We start from the raw sequence: 20,075 nt of genomic DNA, 5'->3' as shown, positions 1-20,075 counted from the left end.
GAAGCCATGTCAAAATATAACTGGGATGAAAAGCATATCATCACCTTTCCTGAAGAAAAAGTGGCCCTCTCTACCAAGGATTTACATGTTTACTATGGTAAAAATGAATCCATCAAGGGCATCGATATGCAATTTGAAAAAAATAAAATTACAGCCTTGATTGGTCCTTCTGGATCAGGGAAATCTACTTATCTTCGCAGTCTCAATCGGATGAATGATACCATTGATATTGCCAAGGTAACAGGTCAAATCCTCTACCGAGGGATTGACGTTAACCGTCCAGAAATCAATGTCTATGAGATGCGTAAGCATATCGGAATGGTCTTTCAACGTCCAAATCCATTTGCCAAGTCTATTTACCGCAACATCACTTTTGCTCATGAACGTGCAGGTGTTAAGGATAAGAAAGTACTTGATGAAATTGTAGAAACCTCTCTAAGACAGGCTGCCCTTTGGGATCAGGTCAAAGACGACCTCCACAAATCAGCCTTGATGCTTTCTGGTGGGCAACAGCAACGTCTCTGTATCGCGCGGGCTATCTCTGTTAAACCAGATATCCTCTTGATGGATGAGCCTGCTTCAGCCTTGGATCCGATTGCGACAGCCCAGCTGGAAGAAACAATGCTGGAATTGAAGAAGGATTTTACCATCATCATCGTTACCCACAGTATGCAACAGGCCGCCCGTGCGAGTGACTACACAGGATTTTTCTACTTGGGCGATTTGATCGAGTATGATAAGACATCCAACATTTTCCAAAATGCCAAGCTACAGTCTACCAATGACTATGTAACGGGACACTTTGGTTAGAAAGGAAGCAGTATGACAGAACCGATTTTGCAGGTTAAAGACCTGTCCGTTTATTACAATAAAAAGAAGGCCTTGAATAGTGTTTCCCTTTCTTTCCAACCCAAGGAAATAACCGCCCTCATTGGTCCCTCAGGTTCAGGGAAGTCAACTCTTCTCAAGGCCATCAACCGCATGGGAGATTTAAACCCTGAGGTGACAACAACTGGGACAGTGATTTATAATGGTCACAATATCTATAGTCCGCGTACAGATACGGTTGAATTGCGTAAGGAAATTGGCATGGTTTTCCAACAGCCCAATCCCTTCCCTATGTCTATCTACGAAAATGTTGTTTACGGACTACGTATCAATGGGGTCAAGGATAAACAGGTCCTTGATGAAGCAGTAGAAAAGGCTTTGCAACGTGCTTCTATCTGGGATGAAGTCAAGGATCGTTTGCATGATTCGGCCATTGGTCTCTCAGGGGGTCAACAGCAACGTGTCTGTGTTGCCCGTGTTTTGGCAACCAGCCCTAAAATCATCCTCTTGGACGAACCAACTTCAGCTTTGGATCCTATCTCGGCTGGTAAGATTGAAGAAACCTTGTATGGTCTGAAAGATAAATACACCATGCTCTTGGTAACGCGTTCCATGCAACAAGCTTCTCGTATCTCTGATAAAACAGGATTTTTCCTAGATGGGGATTTAATCGAGTTTAACGATACGAAGAAGATGTTCCTTTCCCCTCAAAACAAGGAAACAGAAGATTATATTACAGGAAAATTTGGATAAGGAGTTGAAAGATGTTACGATCTCAATTTGAAGAAGATTTGGAGAAATTGCACAACCAGTTCTATGCCATGGGACAAGAAGTGCTCTCACAAATCAATCGTACAGTGCGTGCTTTTGTCACGCATGACCGTGATTTGGCAAAAGAAGTTATCGAGGAAGATGCAGAGATAAATGAATACGAAGTAAAACTAGAAAAGAAATCATTTGAAATGATTGCCCTCCAACAACCTGTTTCGCAAGACCTTCGTACCGTCTTGACTGTTCTCAAGGCAGTGTCAGACGTGGAACGCATGGGAGATCATGCAGTGTCTATCGCTGAGGCGACCATTCGTATGAAGGGGGAGCAACGTATCCCTGCCGTTGAAGAAGAAATCAAAAAGATGGGACGCGATGTAAAAAACTTCGTTGAAGCAGCTCTAGATCTCTACCTGAATGGCTCTGTGGACCAGGCCTATGAAGTTGCGGCTATGGATGAAAAAATCAACCATTACTTTGATAGCATCCGTGATTTGGCTACAGAAGAAATCAAGAAAAACCCTGAAGCTATCGTTACAGGTCGTGATTACTTCCAAGTCATTTCTTTCTTGGAACGAATCGGAGACTACGCAAAAAATATCTGTGAATGGGTTGTTTACTTTGAAACAGGTAAAATCGTCGAACTATAAGAAACGGTTTAAATATGCACTAAAAAGACTAATCAACTCAGATTAGTCTTTATTTTTGAATAAAAAGGAATTTTTTTGAAATGAAAATTCTGAAAATATTGACAAGTATTTTCAAATAAGTTATAATTATTCAGAAATAACAGAGAGGTCGTTTATTTATGAAGTTTAAGAAATGGATATTAGTTGTGTGTAGTATGCTTGCCAGCATGATTTTAGTAGCCTGTCAGTCAAGTACGGGTAGTTCCCAGTCTGCTGTGGAGGCTATCAAACAAAAAGGGAAGCTAGTTGTTGCGACCAGTCCAGACTATGCACCTTTTGAATTCCAATCCTTGGTAGATGGTAAAAACCAAGTGGTTGGTGCAGACATTGATATGGCTCAAGCGATTGCGGATGAACTTGGAGTTAAGCTTGAAATCTCTAGCATGAGTTTTGACAATGTCTTGACCAGTCTTCAAACTGGAAAGGCTGACTTGGCTATTGCAGGAATTAGTGCCACAGATGAGAGAAAGGAAGTCTTTGACTTTTCAATTCCTTACTATGAAAATAAGATGAGTTTCTTGGTTAGAAAAGCCGATTTAGACAAATATAAGGATCTTTCAAGCCTCGCAAGTGCCAATGTCGCAGCTCAAAAGGGAACTGTTCCAGAAACCATGGTCAAGGAACAATTACCAAATGCTCAACTGACTTCTTTGACCAATATGGGTGAAGCAGTCAATGAATTGCAGGCTGGAAAAGTGGATGCTGTTCATATGGATGAACCAGTTGCTCTTAGCTACGCAGGCAAAAACTCAGACCTTGTTGTTGCATCTGTTAACTTGACGATGAAAGATGGCGAAGCCAATGCCGTTGCTATCAAGAAGGATCAATCAGACTTGAAAGCAGTAGTAGATAAGGTTATCCAAAAACTGAAAGATGACGGCACCTATCAAACTTATCTTGAAAAAGCAGCGAAACTAACAGAAGTTGAACAATAAAAAGAAAGCAGAGTTGGACTTTAATCCAATTCTGCTTTTATGTATTGTAATAGTGCTTCTAGATTTTCGAGAGAGACTTTGGCAAACTGATAAGGACAGGCATCCAAATAAGCCTTCTCAAAAAAGTCTAGTTTGAGTGAGCTGTGTTTCAAACTGGCAATCTTAGGATAGTGTCTCAAATCAAGCAAAAGACCATCGTGTAGAGGATAGTGGGGCAAGGGACAGGAGTTTTCTTCAAGCACTTCCTTAATCTGAGCCTGATAGTTCTCTTGAAGGCTCAGTCTGGCCAGTCGATTTTTTTCAAATAACTGGCTATCAATGTAAAGAGAAAGAGCCTTTTGCATGATGAGATTGCTGTCATAGTCCAGGATATTTTTGTAGGAAACAAAGGCCTCTTTTAGGGCATTTGGGAGAATGAGAGCGGTAATACGAAGGGCTGGAAAGAGGCTAGTTGAGAAGGATTTGATATAAATGACCCGATCCTCTGTATCCAGATAGTGGAAGGTTTGCCCTTTTTTAGGGTCTAAATCCCCTAGATAGTCATCCTCTACGATGTAAATACCATACTGGTTTGCTAGATCCAGAATAGCCCTTTTTTCCTGATCAGAATAGGAATGACCTAGGGGATAGTGGAAGCGAGGAATGGTATAGAAAAACTTGATTTTGCCAGATTTGAACTGTTCTTTCAGTTCTTCAAGGTCAATGCCATCAATACGACGTTCAATGGTCTGGTAGGCTAATCCTTGAGCGACCAAGAGGCGATTCATCCGGTGGTAGGTCGGCTGTTCGACCAAAATCTCAGCTCCCTCGCTCGGAAAGTTAATCTGAGAAAGGATAAAGAGAGCTTGCTGGGTGCCAGATGTTAGAACCAGTTGATCTGGTTTGCAGTAGAGAGCCTGGTCAAAGAGGAGTTGATGGACAGATTGTCTGAGTTCCTCAAGGCCTTCTTGGTTGTCATAGTAGTTGAAGAGGTAGTTTTCTCGGCCTATCAGGGTTTCATTGACGCAGAGTCTGAAGTCGTCATAAGCACTGGCATGTTCATCAGTGACTTCGATTTCTAAGTCTTGGTGCTGTCCTTGCTCCAGAACATAGTAGCCACTTTTGGGTTTGGCATAGAGGTATTGTTCATGGCGTAATTCCAGTAGGGCTCGTTGGATAGTGTCCTTGCTACAGTGGAAGTCTTGGCTCAGTTGACGGATAGAGGGAAGTCTGCTACCAGTTGGGAATTTTCCTGATTCGATACCTTTTTTGAGAAAGGAAACGACTGCTTGGTATTTACTTTCTTTCTTCATTCCAGACCTCCGTTGATTTTGTTACATTGTACCTTTTTTTTGCCTCCTTTGCAATGGGAAAAGTATTTCTCCCTTTCACAACTAGGAGCAAATGTGGTATACTTAGAAAGTATGATGATTCATTGAAAAGAAGATAAGAAAGAGAATGGATAGAAAAGTGCAGGAACTGGTAAAATTATTTCAATACAATACTTTAGGTGCCCTAATGGCAGGTCTCTATGGTGGAACCATGACAGTAGGAGAATTGCTGGAGCATGGCGACCTTGGTTTAGGAACCCTTGATTCGATTGATGGGGAGTTGATTGTCCTTGATGGCAAGGCTTATCAAGCCAAAGGTTCAGGGGAACAACCTGAAATTGTAGAAGTCGCACCTGATGCCCTTATTCCTTATGCGGCAGTGGTTCCCCATCAGGCAGAAGTGATTTTCCGCCAGCGCTTTGAGATGACGGATAAGGAATTAGAAAAGCGGATTGAGTCCTACTATGATGGGGAAAATCTCTTTCGCTCCATCAAGATTCATGGGGAATTCGCCCACATGCACGTACGGATGATTCCCAAATCCACACCTGATACCAAGTTTGCTGATGTCGCGACTCACCAACCTGAATATAGCCGTGAAAATGTATCGGGAACCATTGTTGGATTTTGGACACCGGAGATTTTCCATGGAGTGAGTGTTGCAGGCTACCATTTGCATTTTATCTCAGATGATTTGACCTTTGGTGGGCACGTGATGGACTTTGTTATCAAAGAAGGAATGATCGAGGTTGGGGCAGTCGACCAGTTGGACCAACGTTTTCCAGTCCAAGATCGCCAGTATTTATTTGCCAAATTTAACGTTGACGAGATGAAGAAAGATATTGATAAGTCAGAATAGGAGAAAAAGATGACACTACATATTATCCTTACCATGATCGCTTTGGTTTTAGTCCTAGTAGGTGGGACTTGGTATGCAAAAAAACGCTTTAAGATCTCTCTTGCAGTGATGGGCTTGGGGGCAATCGCATTTTTTGTTTCTTCTCAAGTGTTAGAGAAGATGGTTCACCTTCTGGTGCTTCATCCACAAAAAGACGGAACCATTGCGCTCATGCAGGAGCAACCCTTCCTATATGTTCTTTACGCGATTGCCATGGCTGCCCTTTTTGAGGAAACTGCCCGCCTTGTCTTTTTCAAATGGTTGGAGAAAAAGAGAAAGCTAGAAGATCGAGATGCTTTGGCTTATGGTTTGGGACATGGGGGATTGGAAATGCTCTATCTCGGAATGGGAAGCTTGATCAGTCTTTTGATTCTCTTTTCACTCATCCAGACTTCAAATACTGATGTAGCCAATCTCCTTCCACAGTCTACACTCGAAACGGTCCAGTCTCTTTCTGTTTGGCAGGTTTATTTGCTAGGAGTTGAGCGCGTACTTGCCTTGGTTCTCCAAATCGGTCTTTCCATCTGGGTTTATCAAAGTGTTAGCCAAAAGAAATGGATCTACCTCGTTGCTGCTTATTGTTTGCATGCCTTGTTTGACTTGGCTCCAGCCTTATCTCAGGTGGGATGGATTGCAAATCCGCTTCTAGTTGAGTTTATTCTTCTCGTAGAACTTTTAGTCTTTATCTGGCTGACAAAATCTACATTTTGGAAAAAATCATAAAAAGAGGGGCGACCTCTTTTTTTACGCAATGCTTTGACACCAAGAATTTTCCTGTCGTCAAAAGCCTTTAAAAATGGTATAATGAAATCACTTTACAAAAGGATGAGAGATATGACATTAGTAACTAGAATACAAGAACAATTAGAAGGAATTGATATTCGTTTCAAGGAACCCTTGAAGACCTATACCTATACCAAGGTTGGAGGTCGAGCGGATTACCTAGTTTTACCGCGCAATCGCTATGAGATGGCGCGTGTTGTTCAATTTGCCAATCAAGAGAATATTCCTTGGATGGTGCTTGGGAATGCCAGCAATATTATCGTTCGTGACGGTGGAATTCGTGGATTTGTCATCTTGTGTGACAAGCTCAATAACGTTTCAGTTGATGGTTATACCATTGAGGCAGAAGCGGGTGCTAATTTGATTGAGACAACACGTATTGCCCTTCGTCATAGTTTGACTGGTTTTGAGTTTGCTTGCGGCATTCCAGGGAGCATCGGAGGTGCTGTCTTTATGAATGCGGGTGCCTACGGAGGAGAGATTGCTCATATCTTGCAGTCTTGTCAAATTTTGACTAAGGAAGGGGAAATCGAGACCTTATCTGCCAAGGATTTGGCTTTTGGTTATCGCCATTCAGCTATTCAGGATTCTGGGGCCATTGTCTTGTCAGCTAAATTTGCCCTAGCTCCAGGGAATCATCAGGTTATCAAGCAGGAAATGGATCGCTTGACTCACCTTCGTGAACTCAAACAACCGCTAGAATATCCATCTTGTGGTTCAGTCTTTAAGCGTCCAGTGGGCTATTTTGCAGGTCAGTTGATTTCAGAGGCGGGATTAAAAGGCTATCGTATCGGTGGTGTTGAAGTATCTGAAAAGCACGCTGGTTTCATGATCAATGTTGCTGACGGAACGGCTAAAGACTACGAGGACTTGATCCAGTCTGTTATTGAAAAGGTAAAGGAACATTCAGGCGTCACCCTTGAGAGGGAAGTCCGAATCTTGGGTGATAAGGAGTAAGGTTTCACCAGAATAGCTGCTGCTATGTCAATGGAAAGGGGGTGAAAGCCTATCGGTAGCGAAGATATATGCAGGTGGTTTTACTCCCTGCAAGAGGTAGTGGCGGCCTGACAGAGCCCTGATCTGTTAATTTATGAAAAAGAAGGAATTTATGCCAATTGAAAAAACCAATTATCGAATTCAAAAACGTCTCTAAAGTTTTTGAAGACAGCAACACCAAGGTTCTCAAAGACATTAACTTTGAGTTGGAAGAAGGGAAATTCTATACTCTTTTAGGCGCATCTGGTTCAGGAAAATCAACCATCCTGAATATTATTGCAGGTTTGCTGGATGCGACGACAGGAGATATTTTGTTGGATGGGGTACGGATCAACGACATCCCAACCAACAAGCGAGACGTCCATACGGTCTTCCAATCCTATGCCTTGTTTCCACATATGAATGTGTTTGAAAATGTTGCCTTTCCACTCCGCTTGCGTAAGATTGACAGGAAAGAAATCGAACAACGCGTAGCGGAAGTTCTCAAGATGGTTCAGTTGGAAGGTTATGAAAAACGTTCCATCCGTAAACTTTCTGGAGGACAACGTCAGCGTGTGGCCATTGCCCGTTCCATCATCAACCAACCCCGTGTGGTTTTGTTGGATGAGCCTTTGTCAGCTCTGGACTTGAAATTGCGAACAGACATGCAGTACGAACTGCGTGAACTGCAACAACGATTGGGGATTACCTTTGTTTTTGTCACTCATGATCAGGAAGAAGCCCTTGCTATGAGTGACTGGATTTTTGTTATGAATGATGGTGAGATTGTTCAGTCTGGAACGCCTGTAGACATCTATGATGAGCCCATCAACCACTTTGTAGCTACCTTTATCGGCGAGTCCAACATCTTGCCAGGAACCATGATTGAAGACTATTTAGTTGAGTTCAACGGCAAACGCTTTGAAGCGGTCGATGGTGGGATGAAGCCAAACGAGCCTGTGGAAGTTGTTATTCGTCCAGAGGACTTGCGCATTACTCTTCCTGAAGAAGGCAAGCTCCAAGTTAAGGTTGATACCCAGCTTTTCCGCGGGGTTCACTATGAGATTATCGCCTATGACGAGCTCGGAAATGAATGGATGATCCACTCGACTCGTAAGGCCATCGTTGGTGAGGAAATCGGTCTGGACTTTGAACCAGAAGACATCCACATCATGCGTCTCAACGAAACCGAAGAAGAGTTCGATGCTCGTATCGAAGAATACGTAGAAATCGAAGAGCAAGAAGCAGGTCTGATTAACGCGATCGAGGAGGAAAGAGATGAAGAAAACAACCTCTAAACTCTTTGTAGTGCCCTATATGCTTTGGATTGCACTCTTTGTCCTCGCACCCTTAGTCTTGATTTTTGGACAATCCTTTTTCAACATTGAAGGCCAGTTCAGTTTAGAAAACTACAAATCTTACTTTGCTTCACAAAACTTGACCTATCTCAAAATGAGCTTCAATTCAGTTCTCTATGCGGGGATTGTGACCATGGTGACGCTTCTCATCAGCTATCCAACAGCCCTCTTTTTGACTCGTCTCAAGCACCGTCAACTCTGGCTCATGCTGATTATCTTGCCGACATGGATCAACCTGCTCCTCAAGGCCTATGCCTTTATTGGGATTTTTGGTCAGAATGGCTCCATTAACCAATTCTTGGAATTTATCGGAATCGGTTCTCAACAGTTGCTCTTTACGGATTTCTCCTTCATCTTTGTAGCAAGCTACATCGAGCTTCCCTTTATGGTTTTGCCGATTTTCAATGTCTTGGACGATATGGATAACAATCTCATCAATGCCAGCTATGACCTCGGTGCGACCAAGTGGGAAACTTTCCGCCACATTATTTTCCCTCTGTCTATGAATGGGGTGCGAAGTGGAGTTCAGTCCGTCTTTATTCCTAGCTTGAGCCTTTTCATGCTGACACGTTTGATTGGTGGGAACCGTGTTATCACCTTGGGAACGGCCATTGAGCAGAACTTCCTGACAAATGACAACTACGGTATGGGTTCAACCATCGGTGTGATTCTTATCCTGACCATGTTTCTCACCATGTGGGTGACCAAGGAAAGGAGAGAACGATGAAAAAATTTGCTAATCTCTACCTAGCCTTTGTCTTCATCATCCTTTACTTGCCAATCTTTTACTTGATTGGCTATGCCTTTAATGCTGGCGATGATATGAACAGCTTTACTGGTTTTAGCTTGAGCCATTTTCAAACCATGTTTGGTGATGGTCGTCTCATGTTGATCCTCACCCAGACCTTCTTCTTGGCCTTTTTATCAGCCTTGATAGCGACTATTATCGGAACTTTCGGTGCCATCTATATCTACCAGTCTCGTAAGAAATACCAAGAAGCCTTTTTATCACTCAATAATATCCTCATGGTTGCGCCTGACGTTATGATTGGTGCCAGTTTCTTGATTCTCTTTACTCAGCTGAAGTTTTCACTTGGCTTTTTGACGGTTCTATCTAGTCACGTAGCCTTCTCAATCCCAATCGTGGTCTTGATGGTCTTGCCCCGTCTCAAGGAGATGAATGGTGACATGATCCATGCGGCTTATGACCTTGGTGCCAGCCAGTTTCAGATGTTTAAGGAAATCATGCTTCCTTACCTGACTCCGTCTATCATTGCAGGTTATTTCATGGCCTTCACCTATTCGCTAGATGATTTTGCTGTGACCTTCTTTGTCACAGGGAATGGCTTTTCAACCCTGTCAGTCGAGATTTACTCTCGCGCTCGTAAGGGGATTTCGTTAGAGATTAATGCCCTGTCTGCACTCGTCTTTCTCTTTAGTATTATCCTAGTTGTAGGTTATTACTTTATCTCACGTGAGAAGGAGGAGCAAGCATGAAAAAACTCTATTCATTTTTAGCAGGAATTGCAGCAATTATCCTTGTCTTGTGGGGAGTTGCTCATCATCTAGATAGTAAAATCAACAGTCGAGATAGTCAAAAATTGGTTATCTACAACTGGGGAGACTATATCGATCCAGAACTTTTGGAGCAATTCACAGAAGAAACAGGGATCCAAGTTCAGTATGAGACCTTTGATTCCAACGAAGCCATGTATACCAAGATCAAGCAAGGTGGAACGACCTACGATATTGCTATTCCTAGTGAATACATGATCAACAAGATGAAGGATGAGGATCTCTTGGTTCCTCTTGATTATTCTAAGATTGAGGGGATTGAAAATATTGGTCCAGAGTTCCTCGACCAGTCTTTTGACCCAGGCAATAAATTCTCCATCCCTTATTTCTGGGGTACCTTGGGAATTGTCTACAACGAAACCATGGTAGAAGAGGCGCCTGAGCATTGGGATGACCTCTGGAAACCAGAGTATAAGAATTCTATCATGCTCTTTGATGGGGCGCGTGAGGTGCTGGGACTCGGGCTTAACTCGCTGGGCTACAGTCTCAACTCAAAGGATCCTCAGCAGTTGGAAGAGACAGTAGACAAACTATATAAACTGACTCCAAATATCAAGGCCATTGTGGCGGACGAGATGAAAGGTTACATGATTCAAAACAATGCTGCTATCGGCGTGACCTTCTCTGGGGAAGCCAGCCAGATGTTGGAGAAAAATTCTAACCTCAAATATGTTGTGCCTACTGAGGCCAGCAATCTCTGGTTTGACAACATGGTCATTCCAAAAACTGTGAAAAACCAAGATGCAGCCTACGCCTTTATCAACTTTATGTTGAAACCCGACAATGCTCTGAAAAATGCTGAGTATGTCGGCTATGCAACACCAAATAACACAGCCAAGGAACTGCTCCCAGAGGAGACCAAGGAAGACAAATCCTTCTATCCAGACGCTGATACCATGAAAAACCTAGAAGTTTATGAGAAGTTTGACCATAAATGGACAGGCAAATATAGCGATCTCTTCCTACAATTTAAGATGTATCGGAAGTAGGAGTGATGGTTTATTGTCGGCTTTCCCAGTTGACGCAAACTAAAAAAAACGATATAATAATAAAGTTGAGAATTGATTTTCAGTCATCTTAGTCCAGAGAAATGGCGGTGCTGCGAGCCATCTAAGGTAGGAAGTCATGCTACTCAATCACACAATTGCATAAGAATAAGAGAATGACAAGTTCATTGAATGAAGGTGGTACCGCGGTTTTTCGCCCTTCGTGATATGAGCTTGTCTTTTGATTTTTGGAGGTGTTTATGAAGACATTTCTCGTGAAACAAAAGTTTCGTCTTGGAGGCGAACGCTTTGATATCAAGGATGATAGAGGAGTAGTGAACTATCAGGTGGAGGGCTCTTTCTTCCAAATTCCTAAGACCTTTACCATCTATGACGCCTATGGTGAGCAAGTCAGTGAAATCAGCAAAGAATTTTTCACCTTGCTTCCTCGCTTTAACATTCAGCTACGGGACGGGTCAAATTTCGTCATTCGTAAGAAGTTGACTTTCTTCAGAGATAAGTATGAATTTGACAACCTCGGTCTTCGTATCGAGGGCAATATTTGGGATTTGAATTTCAAATTGCTAGATGATCGTGATCAGCTTGTCGCCGAGATTCGGAAAGAGATTTTCCATCTGACCTCAACCTACACCGTAACCGTCTATGAAGATTCTTATGCAGACCTGGTCATTTCCCTCTGTGTAGCGATTGACTATGTGGAAATGTTGGAAAGCCAATCAAATTAAACAAGTAAATAAGGAGATATTATGAAACAACTATCTAGTGCTCAAGTTCGCCAAATGTGGCTTGATTTCTGGGCAAGCAAAGGCCACTCTGTAGAACCATCAGTTAGCTTGGTTCCAGTAAACGACCCAACACTTTTGTGGATCAACTCAGGGGTTGCTACCCTTAAGAAATACTTTGACGGGACCATTATCCCTGAAAATCCACGTATTACCAATGCGCAAAAAGCGATTCGTACCAACGATATCGAAAATGTCGGAAAGACTGCTCGCCACCATACCATGTTTGAAATGTTGGGGAACTTCTCTATCGGGGATTACTTCCGTGATGAAGCTATCACTTGGGCTTATGAGCTTTTGACAAGCCCAGAATGGTTTGATTTTCCAGCTGAAAAACTCTACATGACCTATTACCCTGATGACAAAGATTCATACAATCGTTGGATTGCTGTTGGTGTAGATCCAAGTCACTTGATCCCAATCGAGGACAACTTCTGGGAAATTGGTGCTGGACCTTCTGGACCAGATACAGAAATTTTCTTTGACCGTGGAGAAGCTTTTGACCCAGAAAATATCGGTATTCGCCTTCTTGCAGAAGATATCGAAAACGACCGTTACATCGAAATCTGGAACATCGTTTTGTCACAATTTAACGCGGATCCTGCTGTTCCTCGTAGCGAATACAAGGAATTACCACACAAGAACATTGATACGGGCGCTGGTTTGGAGCGTTTGGTGGCTGTTATCCAAGGGGCTAAGACAAACTTTGAAACGGACCTCTTCATGCCAATCATTCGTGAAGTTGAGAAATTGTCTGGTAAGATCTATGACCAAGATGGCGACAACATGAGCTTCAAGGTCATTGCAGACCACATCCGTTCACTTTCATTTGCTATCGGTGATGGTGCCCTTCCAGGAAATGAAGGTCGTGGCTACGTTCTTCGTCGTCTCCTCCGTCGCGCTTCCATGCATGGTCAAAAATTGGGTATCAATGAGCCTTTCCTTTACAAACTCGTTCCAACTGTTGGAAAAATCATGGAAAGCTACTACCCAGAAGTCCTTGAAAAACGTGACTTTATCGAGAAAATCGTTAAGAGCGAGGAAGAGTCATTCGCTCGTACCCTTCATTCAGGTCAACACTTTGCAGAAACCATTGTAGCTGATTTGAAAGAAAAGGGTCAATCTGTCATCGCTGGTTCAGATGTCTTCAAACTCTATGATACTTATGGATTCCCAGTGGAATTGACAGAAGAAATCGCTGAAGAAGCTGGCATGACGGTAGACCGCGATGGTTTTGAAGCAGCCATGAAAGAACAGCAAGAACGTGCGCGTGCGTCAGCTGTTAAAGGTGGCTCAATGGGAATGCAAAATGAAACCCTTCAAAATATAACAGTAGAAAGTGTCTTTAACTATGAAGCATCTCAATTGTCTTCTAAATTGGTCGCTATCGTAGCGGACAATGCAGAAGTAGAAGCTGTATCAGAAGGAACTGCCTCTCTTATCTTTGCAGAGACTCCATTCTACGCGGAAATGGGTGGACAGGTGGCTGACCACGGTCAAGTCTTGGATGCTGCAGGAAACCTTGTTGCTACTGTGACAGATGTTCAAAAAGCACCAAATGGCCAGCCACTTCATACAGTTGAAGTTCTTGCACCGCTGGCTTTGAATGCAGAGTATACTTTGGCAATCGATACAGACCGTCGCCTTCGTGTCATGAAAAACCACACAGCGACTCACTTGCTCCATGCAGCTCTTCACAATATCCTTGGCCACCATGCGACACAAGCAGGATCTCTGAACGAAGTCGAATTCCTTCGCTTTGACTTTACGCATTTCCAAGCAGTGACTTCTGAAGAATTGCGTGCCATTGAGCAACAAGTCAATGAGAAAATCTGGGGAGCGATCGCAGTTGAAACTGTTGAGACAGATATTGACACTGCTAAAGAAATGGGAGCCATGGCTCTCTTTGGTGAAAAGTACGGCAAGGAAGTTCGTGTTGTGACCATCGGTGATTACTCTGTTGAGCTTTGTGGTGGTACCCACGTTGGCAACACTTCTGAGATTGGTCTCTTCAAGATTGTCAAAGAAGAAGGGATTGGTTCAGGAACTCGCCGCATCTTAGCAGTGACTGGTAAGGAAGCCTTTGAAGCCTATCGCGAACAAGAAGATGCTCTGAAAGCAGTAGCAGCAACCTTGAAAGCACCTCAACTCAAAGAAGTACCCCACAAGGTCGAAGGGCTTCAAGAGCAACTCCGTCAACTTCAAAAAGAAAATGCAGAATTGAAGGAAAAAGCAGCAGCTGCGGCTGCAGGTGATGTCTTCAAGGATGTGAAGGAAGTCAACGGCCACCGTTACATTGCAAGCCAAGTTTCTGTATCAGATGCAGGCGCCCTTCGTACCTTTGCGGATAACTGGAAACAAAAAGACTACTCTGACGTGCTTGTTCTAGTTGCAGCTATCGGTGACAAGGTGAACGTTCTTGTTGCAAGCAAGATCAAAGACATCCACGCTGGCAACTTGGTTAAAGAATTGGCTCCAATCGTCGATGGACGTGGTGGTGGTAAACCAGACATGGCCATGGCAGGAGGAAGCAACCAAGCGAAAATCCAAGAACTCTTGGAGGCAGTAGCAGGTAAATTGTAATCAAGCAAAGATCTATCCATTTGGGTAGGTCTTTTTGTGAATACAAAAAAGCCAAATCCGGTTGGATCTGGCTTGTAACTGATAGGTTTATTTTGTTGCCCAGACACTGATTGAACCCGCTGCTACTGGAAATTCTCCATAACCTTCAGCATTGATCGTAACTTGTGCTGGGTGATTTTCAAGGAGGTCAACAAAGGTTTGGTCAGCCCATTCTGGGCCGACAAACATAGACTTGCTGTTTTCTTGGTCATTTGAGATAAGGACAGCGATTGGGGATTGATTTTCAGCGCCTGAACGAACCCAACCGATACAGTTGGCATCGTCAAAGTAGTCTGTTTGCTCTCCATAGGCCAAGTCTTTTCGGATGGCTAGGAGACGGTCAAGAACTTCTCTGAAATCTTGTTGAGCATATTGCCCTGAGATACCGTAATAGTCTCCGTAAAAGACACATGGGAGGCCATCTTGGCGTAATAGAATAAGGGCATAGGCTGCTGGCTTGAACCATTCTTCAACAGTCGATTCAAGTGCCTGACCTCTTTGGGTATCATGGTTATCGACAAAGGTCACAGCCTTGTCAGGCTTGAGTTCAACCAAGCTATCTGTGAAAATGTCACGAAGGTCGTAGTTTGTTCCAGCCTGACTAGCCTCAAAGAAGTTCTGGTGGAGGCGAACATCGACAAGGTCAAAACGTTCTTGTGTTTTCTCAAGATAGTCTAGGTTGGCTTCCTTATCTGGATTCCAAAATTCCCCAAAAACATAGAAATCTTCTCCGTATTTTTCCTTTATATCACGGATGAAATTGCCCATAAAGAAGGAGTCAATGTGCTTAATGGCATCCAAGCGGAATCCTGCGACACCAGTCGTTTCCATGAACCAGTCAGCCCAGTCATAGATGTTTTGGATGACTTCAGGGTGCTTAAAGTCCAGGTCAGCGTACATGAGATAGTCGTAGTTACCGTTTTCGTTATCGACCAATTCCTCATTTGCCCAACCTTTATTATCTCCTTGGATCAGGTAAATGCCAGACTTACGGCGTTTGGCATCGTAGTCTGTACCTGTGAAGTGGTACCAGTGCCAGTGGAAGTCATTGTAGGTATCTTGGCGACCATCGAAAGTAAAGTGAGTCCAGCCATTGATAGTAAAGGGCTTGCTTAGTTGAACGGTACGATCCTCAGGGTCCACTTCAATAACCTGAAAGGCTTCCATATGATCTGCTGCAGCCTTGTGATTGAGAACGATATCAGCCATTGGTTGGATTCCATGCTCCTTGAGTGTCTGAATCGTTTGGAGATAATCTTCCTTAAAACCATACTTGGTACGGACAGTCCCTTTTTGGTGAAATTCACCTAGATCAAAAAGATCATAAACACCATATCCCACATCTTTTTCATTGGTCGCCTTAAAGGCAGGGGGCATCCAGACATGACTGATACCAAGATTTGCTAGGTGTTGAGCATCTTCAGCCAGACGCGTCCAGTGCTGACCGTCATGAGGCAGATACCACTCAAAGTATTGCATAAGTGTCTGATTTTGCATTGTTTTTCCTCTTGCTTATCAATGATGTGTTATATTCTACCATAAAGTTTAGAACTAGGCAAACGTTTGCGCAATTTTCTATACTCCTTTCTAGAATTGTCTATTTTTAGAGATTGCTCCCCCTCTCTCTATTGCTGGGAAAAGGGTTCTTAGGACAAAGAATGATATGATTAAACCTTTTTAACAAAAATGACACTTAGTAAACTAAAGTAAAAATGGACAAATGGTTTCTTTTTTGAGAATTGTCACAAAATTTGCTATAATAGTAGCTATGAATAGGATTAGGGTCAGCAGACGTGTTGAAAAAAAGCTAGCTAAGGGTCTAGTTCTTTTGGAAGCAAGTGATTTAACAGATATTGATCTGACGGATCAGGCAGTAGAAGTTCTTAGTCAAGACGGGAATTTTTTAGGGAGTGCCTATCTTTCTCAGCAGAACAAGGGCATTGGCTGGTTCATCAGCAAGGAAAAAGTTCCTTTCAATCAAGCCTTTTTTGAAGCTCTGTTTCGTAAAGCTAAGGAAGTTAGAAGGTCTTATTATCAGGATGACTTGACTACTGCCTTTCGCCTCTTTAACCAAGAGGGGGATGGTTTTGGTGGTCTGACTATTGATCTCTACGGAGATTATGTGGTTTTTTCTTGGTACAACTCCTATGTTTACCAGATTCGTAAGGTTATTGTAAAGGTTTTTAAGGAAGTCTTTCCTGAGGTCTTGGGGGCTTATGAAAAGATTCGTTTTAAAGGTCTAGACTACGAGTCTGCTCATGTCTATGGTGAGGAAGCGCCAGACTACTTTACTGTTCTTGAGAATGGTGTACTCTATCAGGTCTTTATGAATGATGGCCTGATGACAGGTATTTTTCTGGATCAGCACGAGGTTCGTGGGAGTTTGGTAGACGGTTTAGCCATGGGTAAATCCTTACTCAATATGTTTTCCTATACGGCTGCCTTTTCAGTTGCTGCAGCTATGGGAGGCGCGAGTGAGACGACTTCTGTCGACTTGGCCAAACGGTCCAGAGAGCTGTCAGAGGCTCATTTTCAGGCAAATGGACTCAGCACGGACAATCATCGTTTTATCGTCATGGACGTTTTTGAGTACTTCAAGTATGCCAAGCGAAAAGGCTTGATCTATGATGTGATTGTTCTTGATCCGCCTAGCTTTGCTCGCAATAAAAAACAAACTTTCTCTGTAGCTAAGGACTATCATAAGCTGATTTCCCAAAGTTTAGAGATTTTAAATCCTGGAGGTATTATCATTGCCAGTACCAATGCTGCCAATGTTTCCCGCCAGAAATTTACAGAACAAATTGATAAAGGTTTTGCAGGAAGAAGGTATCAGGTCTTGAACCAATATGGTCTTCCAGCAGACTTTGTCTATAATAAAAAAGATGAAAGCAGTAATTACCTCAAGGTGATTAGTATGAAGGTTAGTAGATGAAATTAGTCGTTTCAGTAATGCCAAGAAGTTTAGAGGAAGCGCAAGAACTGGATGCCACAAGGTATGAAGATGCCGATATCATTGAGTGGCGTGCGGACTTTCTTGCAAAGGACGCTATTTTACAGGTAGCACCCGCTATCTTTGAGAAATTTGCAGGACGCGAACTTGTCTTTACCCTTCGGACTCGCGCTGAGGGAGGAGAAATCGAACTTTCCTCAGAAGAGTATGTTCAAATCATCAAGGAAGTGACCCAACTCTACCAACCAGACTATGTGGATTTTGAGTATTTCAGCCACAAGGATGTTTTTGAGGAGATGTTGGATTTTCCAAATCTGGTCTTGAGTTATCACAATTTCCAGGAAACACCTGAAAACATGATGGAAATCTTGTCTGAGTTGACCAGTCTCTCTCCGAAAGTGGTCAAAGTATCAGTAATGGCAAATACAGCTCAGGATGTTTTGGATCTGATGAATTATACGCGAGGTTTCAAGACACTCAATCCTGAGCAAGAGTACGTGACTATTTCAATGGGGAAAATTGGTAAGGTTTCGCGTATCACTTCAGATGTGACAGGTTCTAGCTGGTCATTTGCTAGTCTAGATGAAGCGAGTGCCCCAGGTCAGATTTCGCTATCAAACATGAAGAAAATCAGGGAGATTTTGGATGAAGCTTGATGGCTATACACGTTTAGCTGCAGTTGTTGCCAATCCCATCAAACACTCTATTTCCCCCTTCATCCACAATAGGGCCTTTGAGACGACAGCTACCAATGGTGTCTATGTGGCTTGGGAGATTGAAGCAGGTGACTTGGCGGAAACAGTAACCAATATTCGCCGTTACCAGATGTTTGGAATCAACCTCTCCATGCCTTACAAGGAGCAAGTGATTCCTTATCTGGATGAGTTGAGTGATGAGGCTCGTTTGATTGGGGCGGTCAACACAGTTGTCAATGATAATGGCAATTTAATTGGATATAATACAGATGGCAAGGGATTCTTTAAGAGCTTGCCTTCTTTTACAATTTCAGGTAAAAAGATGACCATACTAGGAGCAGGTGGAGCAGCCAAGGCTATTTTGGCACAGGCTATTTTGGATGACGTCAGTCAGATTTCAGTCTTTGTTCGTTCAGCTTCGATAGAAAAAACAAGACCTTATCTAGACAAGTTACAGGAGCAAACCGGCTTTAAAGTGGACTTGTATGCTTTAGAAGATGTTTCTGAACTGCAAGAAAAGATTGGCAAGTCGGACCTGCTCGTCAATGCCACTAGTGTGGGGATGGATGGCCAGTCGTCACCAGTTCCGACAAGTATAGTCTTACCTGAAGAACTATTGCTGGCCGATATTATTTACCAACCCTTTGATACGCCATTTTTGAAATGGGCCAAAAGTCAGGGCAATCCAGCGGTCAATGGTCTTGGAATGTTGCTCTATCAAGCTGCTGAAGCTTTTCAACTGTGGACAGGTAAGGAAATGCCGACTGAAGAGATTTGGAAGTCCTTAAAAGAAAAATACCAATAATGAAAAGGAGAACCACCTATGAAAATCAGAATCGATATTCCGCATCATCCTTATGACATTCAGATTGAAAAAGGTTGTCTATCACAAGCAGGTCAATGGTTGCGAGAACTCTGGCAACCGCAAAAAGTGGTTATCGTAACAGACAACCGCGTGGCCTCACTCTACGCGGAGAAGGTCAAGCTTAGCCTAGAAGATGCTGGTTTTCAGGTAGCCGTTTTTGACTTTTTAGAAGGTGAAGGACGGAAAAATCTGACTACTGTTCAGAAAGTCTATGAATTTCTAGTCAAGCAAGGTCTGACTCGTAGCGATGGGATTGTGGCCCTTGGTGGTGGTGTCGTTGGGGACCTGGCTGGCTTTGTAGCTTCTACCTATATGCGGGGCATTCACTTTGTTCAGATTCCGACTAGTTTGACAGCCCAGGTAGATTCTTCTATCGGTGGTAAGACGGGTGTTAATACTCCTTTTGCTAAAAATATGGTGGGAACCTTTGCCCAACCTGACGGGGTTCTGATTGATCCGCTTGTCCTAGAAACGCTTGGAAAAAGAGAGCTGATTGAAGGGATGGGTGAGGTCATCAAGTATGGCTTGATTGAGGATGTGGAGCTATGGGCTCTCTTGACGGAGTTAGATGGTTCTGTAGAAAGCATTTTGGAACATGCAGAGACTTTGATTGAACATTCTTGTCAGGTGAAGCGCAAGATGGTAGTCGAGGATGAGTTGGACAATGGTATCCGCCTTTACCTCAATTTTGGGCACACCATTGGCCATGCCATAGAAGCAACGGCAGGTTATGGAAAAGTCATGCATGGAGAGGCTGTTGCTATGGGAATGGTGCAGATTTCCAAGGTTGCTGAGGAGAAAGGCCTTATGCCAGAAGGAATGACCCAGTCCATCACAGCTATGTGTCAGCAATTTGGCTTGCCAGTCGAGTATGAAAACTGGGATGTTGAAAAGCTTTATCAGGCTTTGACTCATGACAAGAAAGCGCGTGGGAACACCTTGAAATTGGTCTTGGTGCCAGAGCTTGGTTCGGCAACCATTCACCCTGTTTCCCTAGAAGAGATGAAAGACTACTTGGTAAAATAAGGAGAGCCT

Annotated in this window: 19 protein-coding genes; 17 read left to right on the top strand and 2 right to left on the bottom strand. The window is 43.2% G+C overall.

Annotation, left to right across the window (positions count from 1 at the left end):
* Positions 1-6 precede the first annotated feature (6 nt).
* The 4 genes from pstB (D8862_RS02580) to D8862_RS02565 all read left to right on the top strand — a co-directional run bounded on the left by pstB (D8862_RS02580) (position 7) and on the right by D8862_RS02565 (position 3,220).
* A complete protein-coding gene (pstB, locus tag D8862_RS02580; protein WP_000049851.1) occupies positions 7-810 on the top strand; it encodes a phosphate ABC transporter ATP-binding protein PstB in 804 nt (267 codons plus the stop codon).
* 12 nt (positions 811-822) lie between these two features.
* Positions 823-1,581, top strand: coding sequence for a phosphate ABC transporter ATP-binding protein PstB (pstB, locus tag D8862_RS02575; RefSeq protein WP_000138670.1), 759 nt, complete (start codon positions 823-825; stop codon positions 1,579-1,581).
* An 11-nt stretch (positions 1,582-1,592) separates the two neighbouring features.
* Positions 1,593-2,246 carry a phosphate signaling complex protein PhoU gene (phoU, locus tag D8862_RS02570; RefSeq protein ID WP_125448579.1) on the top strand — a complete coding sequence of 218 codons (654 nt, stop codon included), beginning with the start codon at positions 1,593-1,595 and terminating at the stop codon, positions 2,244-2,246.
* A 158-nt stretch (positions 2,247-2,404) separates the two neighbouring features.
* Positions 2,405-3,220, top strand: coding sequence for an ABC transporter substrate-binding protein (locus D8862_RS02565; protein ID WP_125448578.1), 816 nt, complete (start codon positions 2,405-2,407; stop codon positions 3,218-3,220).
* 20 nt (positions 3,221-3,240) lie between these two features.
* Here the strand turns inward: D8862_RS02565 and D8862_RS02560 are convergent, their stop codons facing one another.
* A complete protein-coding gene (locus D8862_RS02560) occupies positions 3,241-4,512 on the bottom strand; it encodes an aminotransferase-like domain-containing protein (protein ID WP_125448577.1) in 1,272 nt (423 codons plus the stop codon).
* Positions 4,513-4,657: 145 nt separating this feature from the next.
* On the opposite strand from D8862_RS02560, the gene budA reads away from it, so the two are divergent.
* The 9 genes from budA to alaS all read left to right on the top strand — a co-directional run bounded on the left by budA (position 4,658) and on the right by alaS (position 14,491).
* Entirely contained in the window at positions 4,658-5,389 is a 732-nt protein-coding gene (budA, locus tag D8862_RS02555; protein ID WP_125448576.1) for an acetolactate decarboxylase, read from the top strand.
* A gap of 9 nt (positions 5,390-5,398) precedes the next feature.
* Positions 5,399-6,151 carry a YhfC family intramembrane metalloprotease gene (locus D8862_RS02550; protein WP_125448575.1) on the top strand — a complete coding sequence of 251 codons (753 nt, stop codon included), beginning with the start codon at positions 5,399-5,401 and terminating at the stop codon, positions 6,149-6,151.
* A gap of 111 nt (positions 6,152-6,262) precedes the next feature.
* Positions 6,263-7,168: a UDP-N-acetylmuramate dehydrogenase gene (gene murB, locus D8862_RS02545; RefSeq protein ID WP_185760821.1), complete on the top strand. Its 906-nt coding sequence runs from the start codon at positions 6,263-6,265 to the stop codon at positions 7,166-7,168.
* A 158-nt stretch (positions 7,169-7,326) separates the two neighbouring features.
* Complete coding sequence (locus tag D8862_RS02540) at positions 7,327-8,484, top strand: ABC transporter ATP-binding protein (RefSeq protein WP_125448574.1); 1,158 nt, start codon at positions 7,327-7,329, stop codon at positions 8,482-8,484.
* Positions 8,465-9,271, top strand: a complete 807-nt coding sequence (locus D8862_RS02535) for an ABC transporter permease (protein ID WP_125448573.1) — start codon at positions 8,465-8,467, stop codon at positions 9,269-9,271. The genes D8862_RS02540 and D8862_RS02535 overlap by 20 nt, the downstream gene beginning before the upstream one ends.
* Positions 9,268-10,041 carry an ABC transporter permease gene (locus D8862_RS02530; RefSeq protein WP_061599258.1) on the top strand — a complete coding sequence of 258 codons (774 nt, stop codon included), beginning with the start codon at positions 9,268-9,270 and terminating at the stop codon, positions 10,039-10,041. Before D8862_RS02535 ends, D8862_RS02530 begins: the two co-directional genes overlap by 4 nt.
* A complete protein-coding gene (locus D8862_RS02525; protein ID WP_125448572.1) occupies positions 10,038-11,108 on the top strand; it encodes an ABC transporter substrate-binding protein in 1,071 nt (356 codons plus the stop codon). Before D8862_RS02530 ends, D8862_RS02525 begins: the two co-directional genes overlap by 4 nt.
* Positions 11,109-11,365: 257 nt before the next feature.
* On the top strand, positions 11,366-11,851 hold the full coding sequence (locus tag D8862_RS02520) for an LURP-one-related/scramblase family protein (RefSeq protein ID WP_125448571.1): 486 nt from the start codon (positions 11,366-11,368) through the stop codon (positions 11,849-11,851).
* Positions 11,852-11,872: 21 nt separating this feature from the next.
* A complete protein-coding gene (gene alaS / locus D8862_RS02515) occupies positions 11,873-14,491 on the top strand; it encodes an alanine--tRNA ligase (protein WP_125448570.1) in 2,619 nt (872 codons plus the stop codon).
* 87 nt (positions 14,492-14,578) lie between these two features.
* On the opposite strand, the gene D8862_RS02510 is transcribed toward alaS, so the two are convergent.
* Complete coding sequence (locus tag D8862_RS02510; protein ID WP_125448569.1) at positions 14,579-16,027, bottom strand: alpha-amylase; 1,449 nt, start codon at positions 16,025-16,027, stop codon at positions 14,579-14,581.
* A 271-nt stretch (positions 16,028-16,298) separates the two neighbouring features.
* On the opposite strand from D8862_RS02510, the gene D8862_RS02505 reads away from it, so the two are divergent.
* Genes D8862_RS02505 through aroB form a run of 4 tightly spaced genes read left to right on the top strand, consistent with a single transcriptional unit; the run spans position 16,299 to position 20,066 of the window.
* Positions 16,299-17,462, top strand: coding sequence for a class I SAM-dependent rRNA methyltransferase (locus D8862_RS02505; protein ID WP_185760820.1), 1,164 nt, complete (start codon positions 16,299-16,301; stop codon positions 17,460-17,462).
* Positions 17,459-18,136, top strand: a complete 678-nt coding sequence (gene aroD, locus D8862_RS02500) for a type I 3-dehydroquinate dehydratase (RefSeq protein WP_038805455.1) — start codon at positions 17,459-17,461, stop codon at positions 18,134-18,136. The genes D8862_RS02505 and aroD overlap by 4 nt, the downstream gene beginning before the upstream one ends.
* Entirely contained in the window at positions 18,126-18,980 is an 855-nt protein-coding gene (locus D8862_RS02495; protein WP_125448568.1) for a shikimate dehydrogenase, read from the top strand. The genes aroD and D8862_RS02495 overlap by 11 nt, the downstream gene beginning before the upstream one ends.
* A gap of 18 nt (positions 18,981-18,998) precedes the next feature.
* Positions 18,999-20,066 carry a 3-dehydroquinate synthase gene (gene aroB, locus D8862_RS02490; RefSeq protein WP_125448567.1) on the top strand — a complete coding sequence of 356 codons (1,068 nt, stop codon included), beginning with the start codon at positions 18,999-19,001 and terminating at the stop codon, positions 20,064-20,066.
* Positions 20,067-20,075 lie beyond the last annotated feature (9 nt).

The organism is Streptococcus oralis, from assembly GCF_003942585.1.
Taxonomy (GTDB): domain Bacteria; phylum Bacillota; class Bacilli; order Lactobacillales; family Streptococcaceae; genus Streptococcus; species Streptococcus oralis_BE.
Note: the sequence above shows the minus strand (reverse complement) of the source record. Positions and strands in the feature narration are given on the sequence as shown.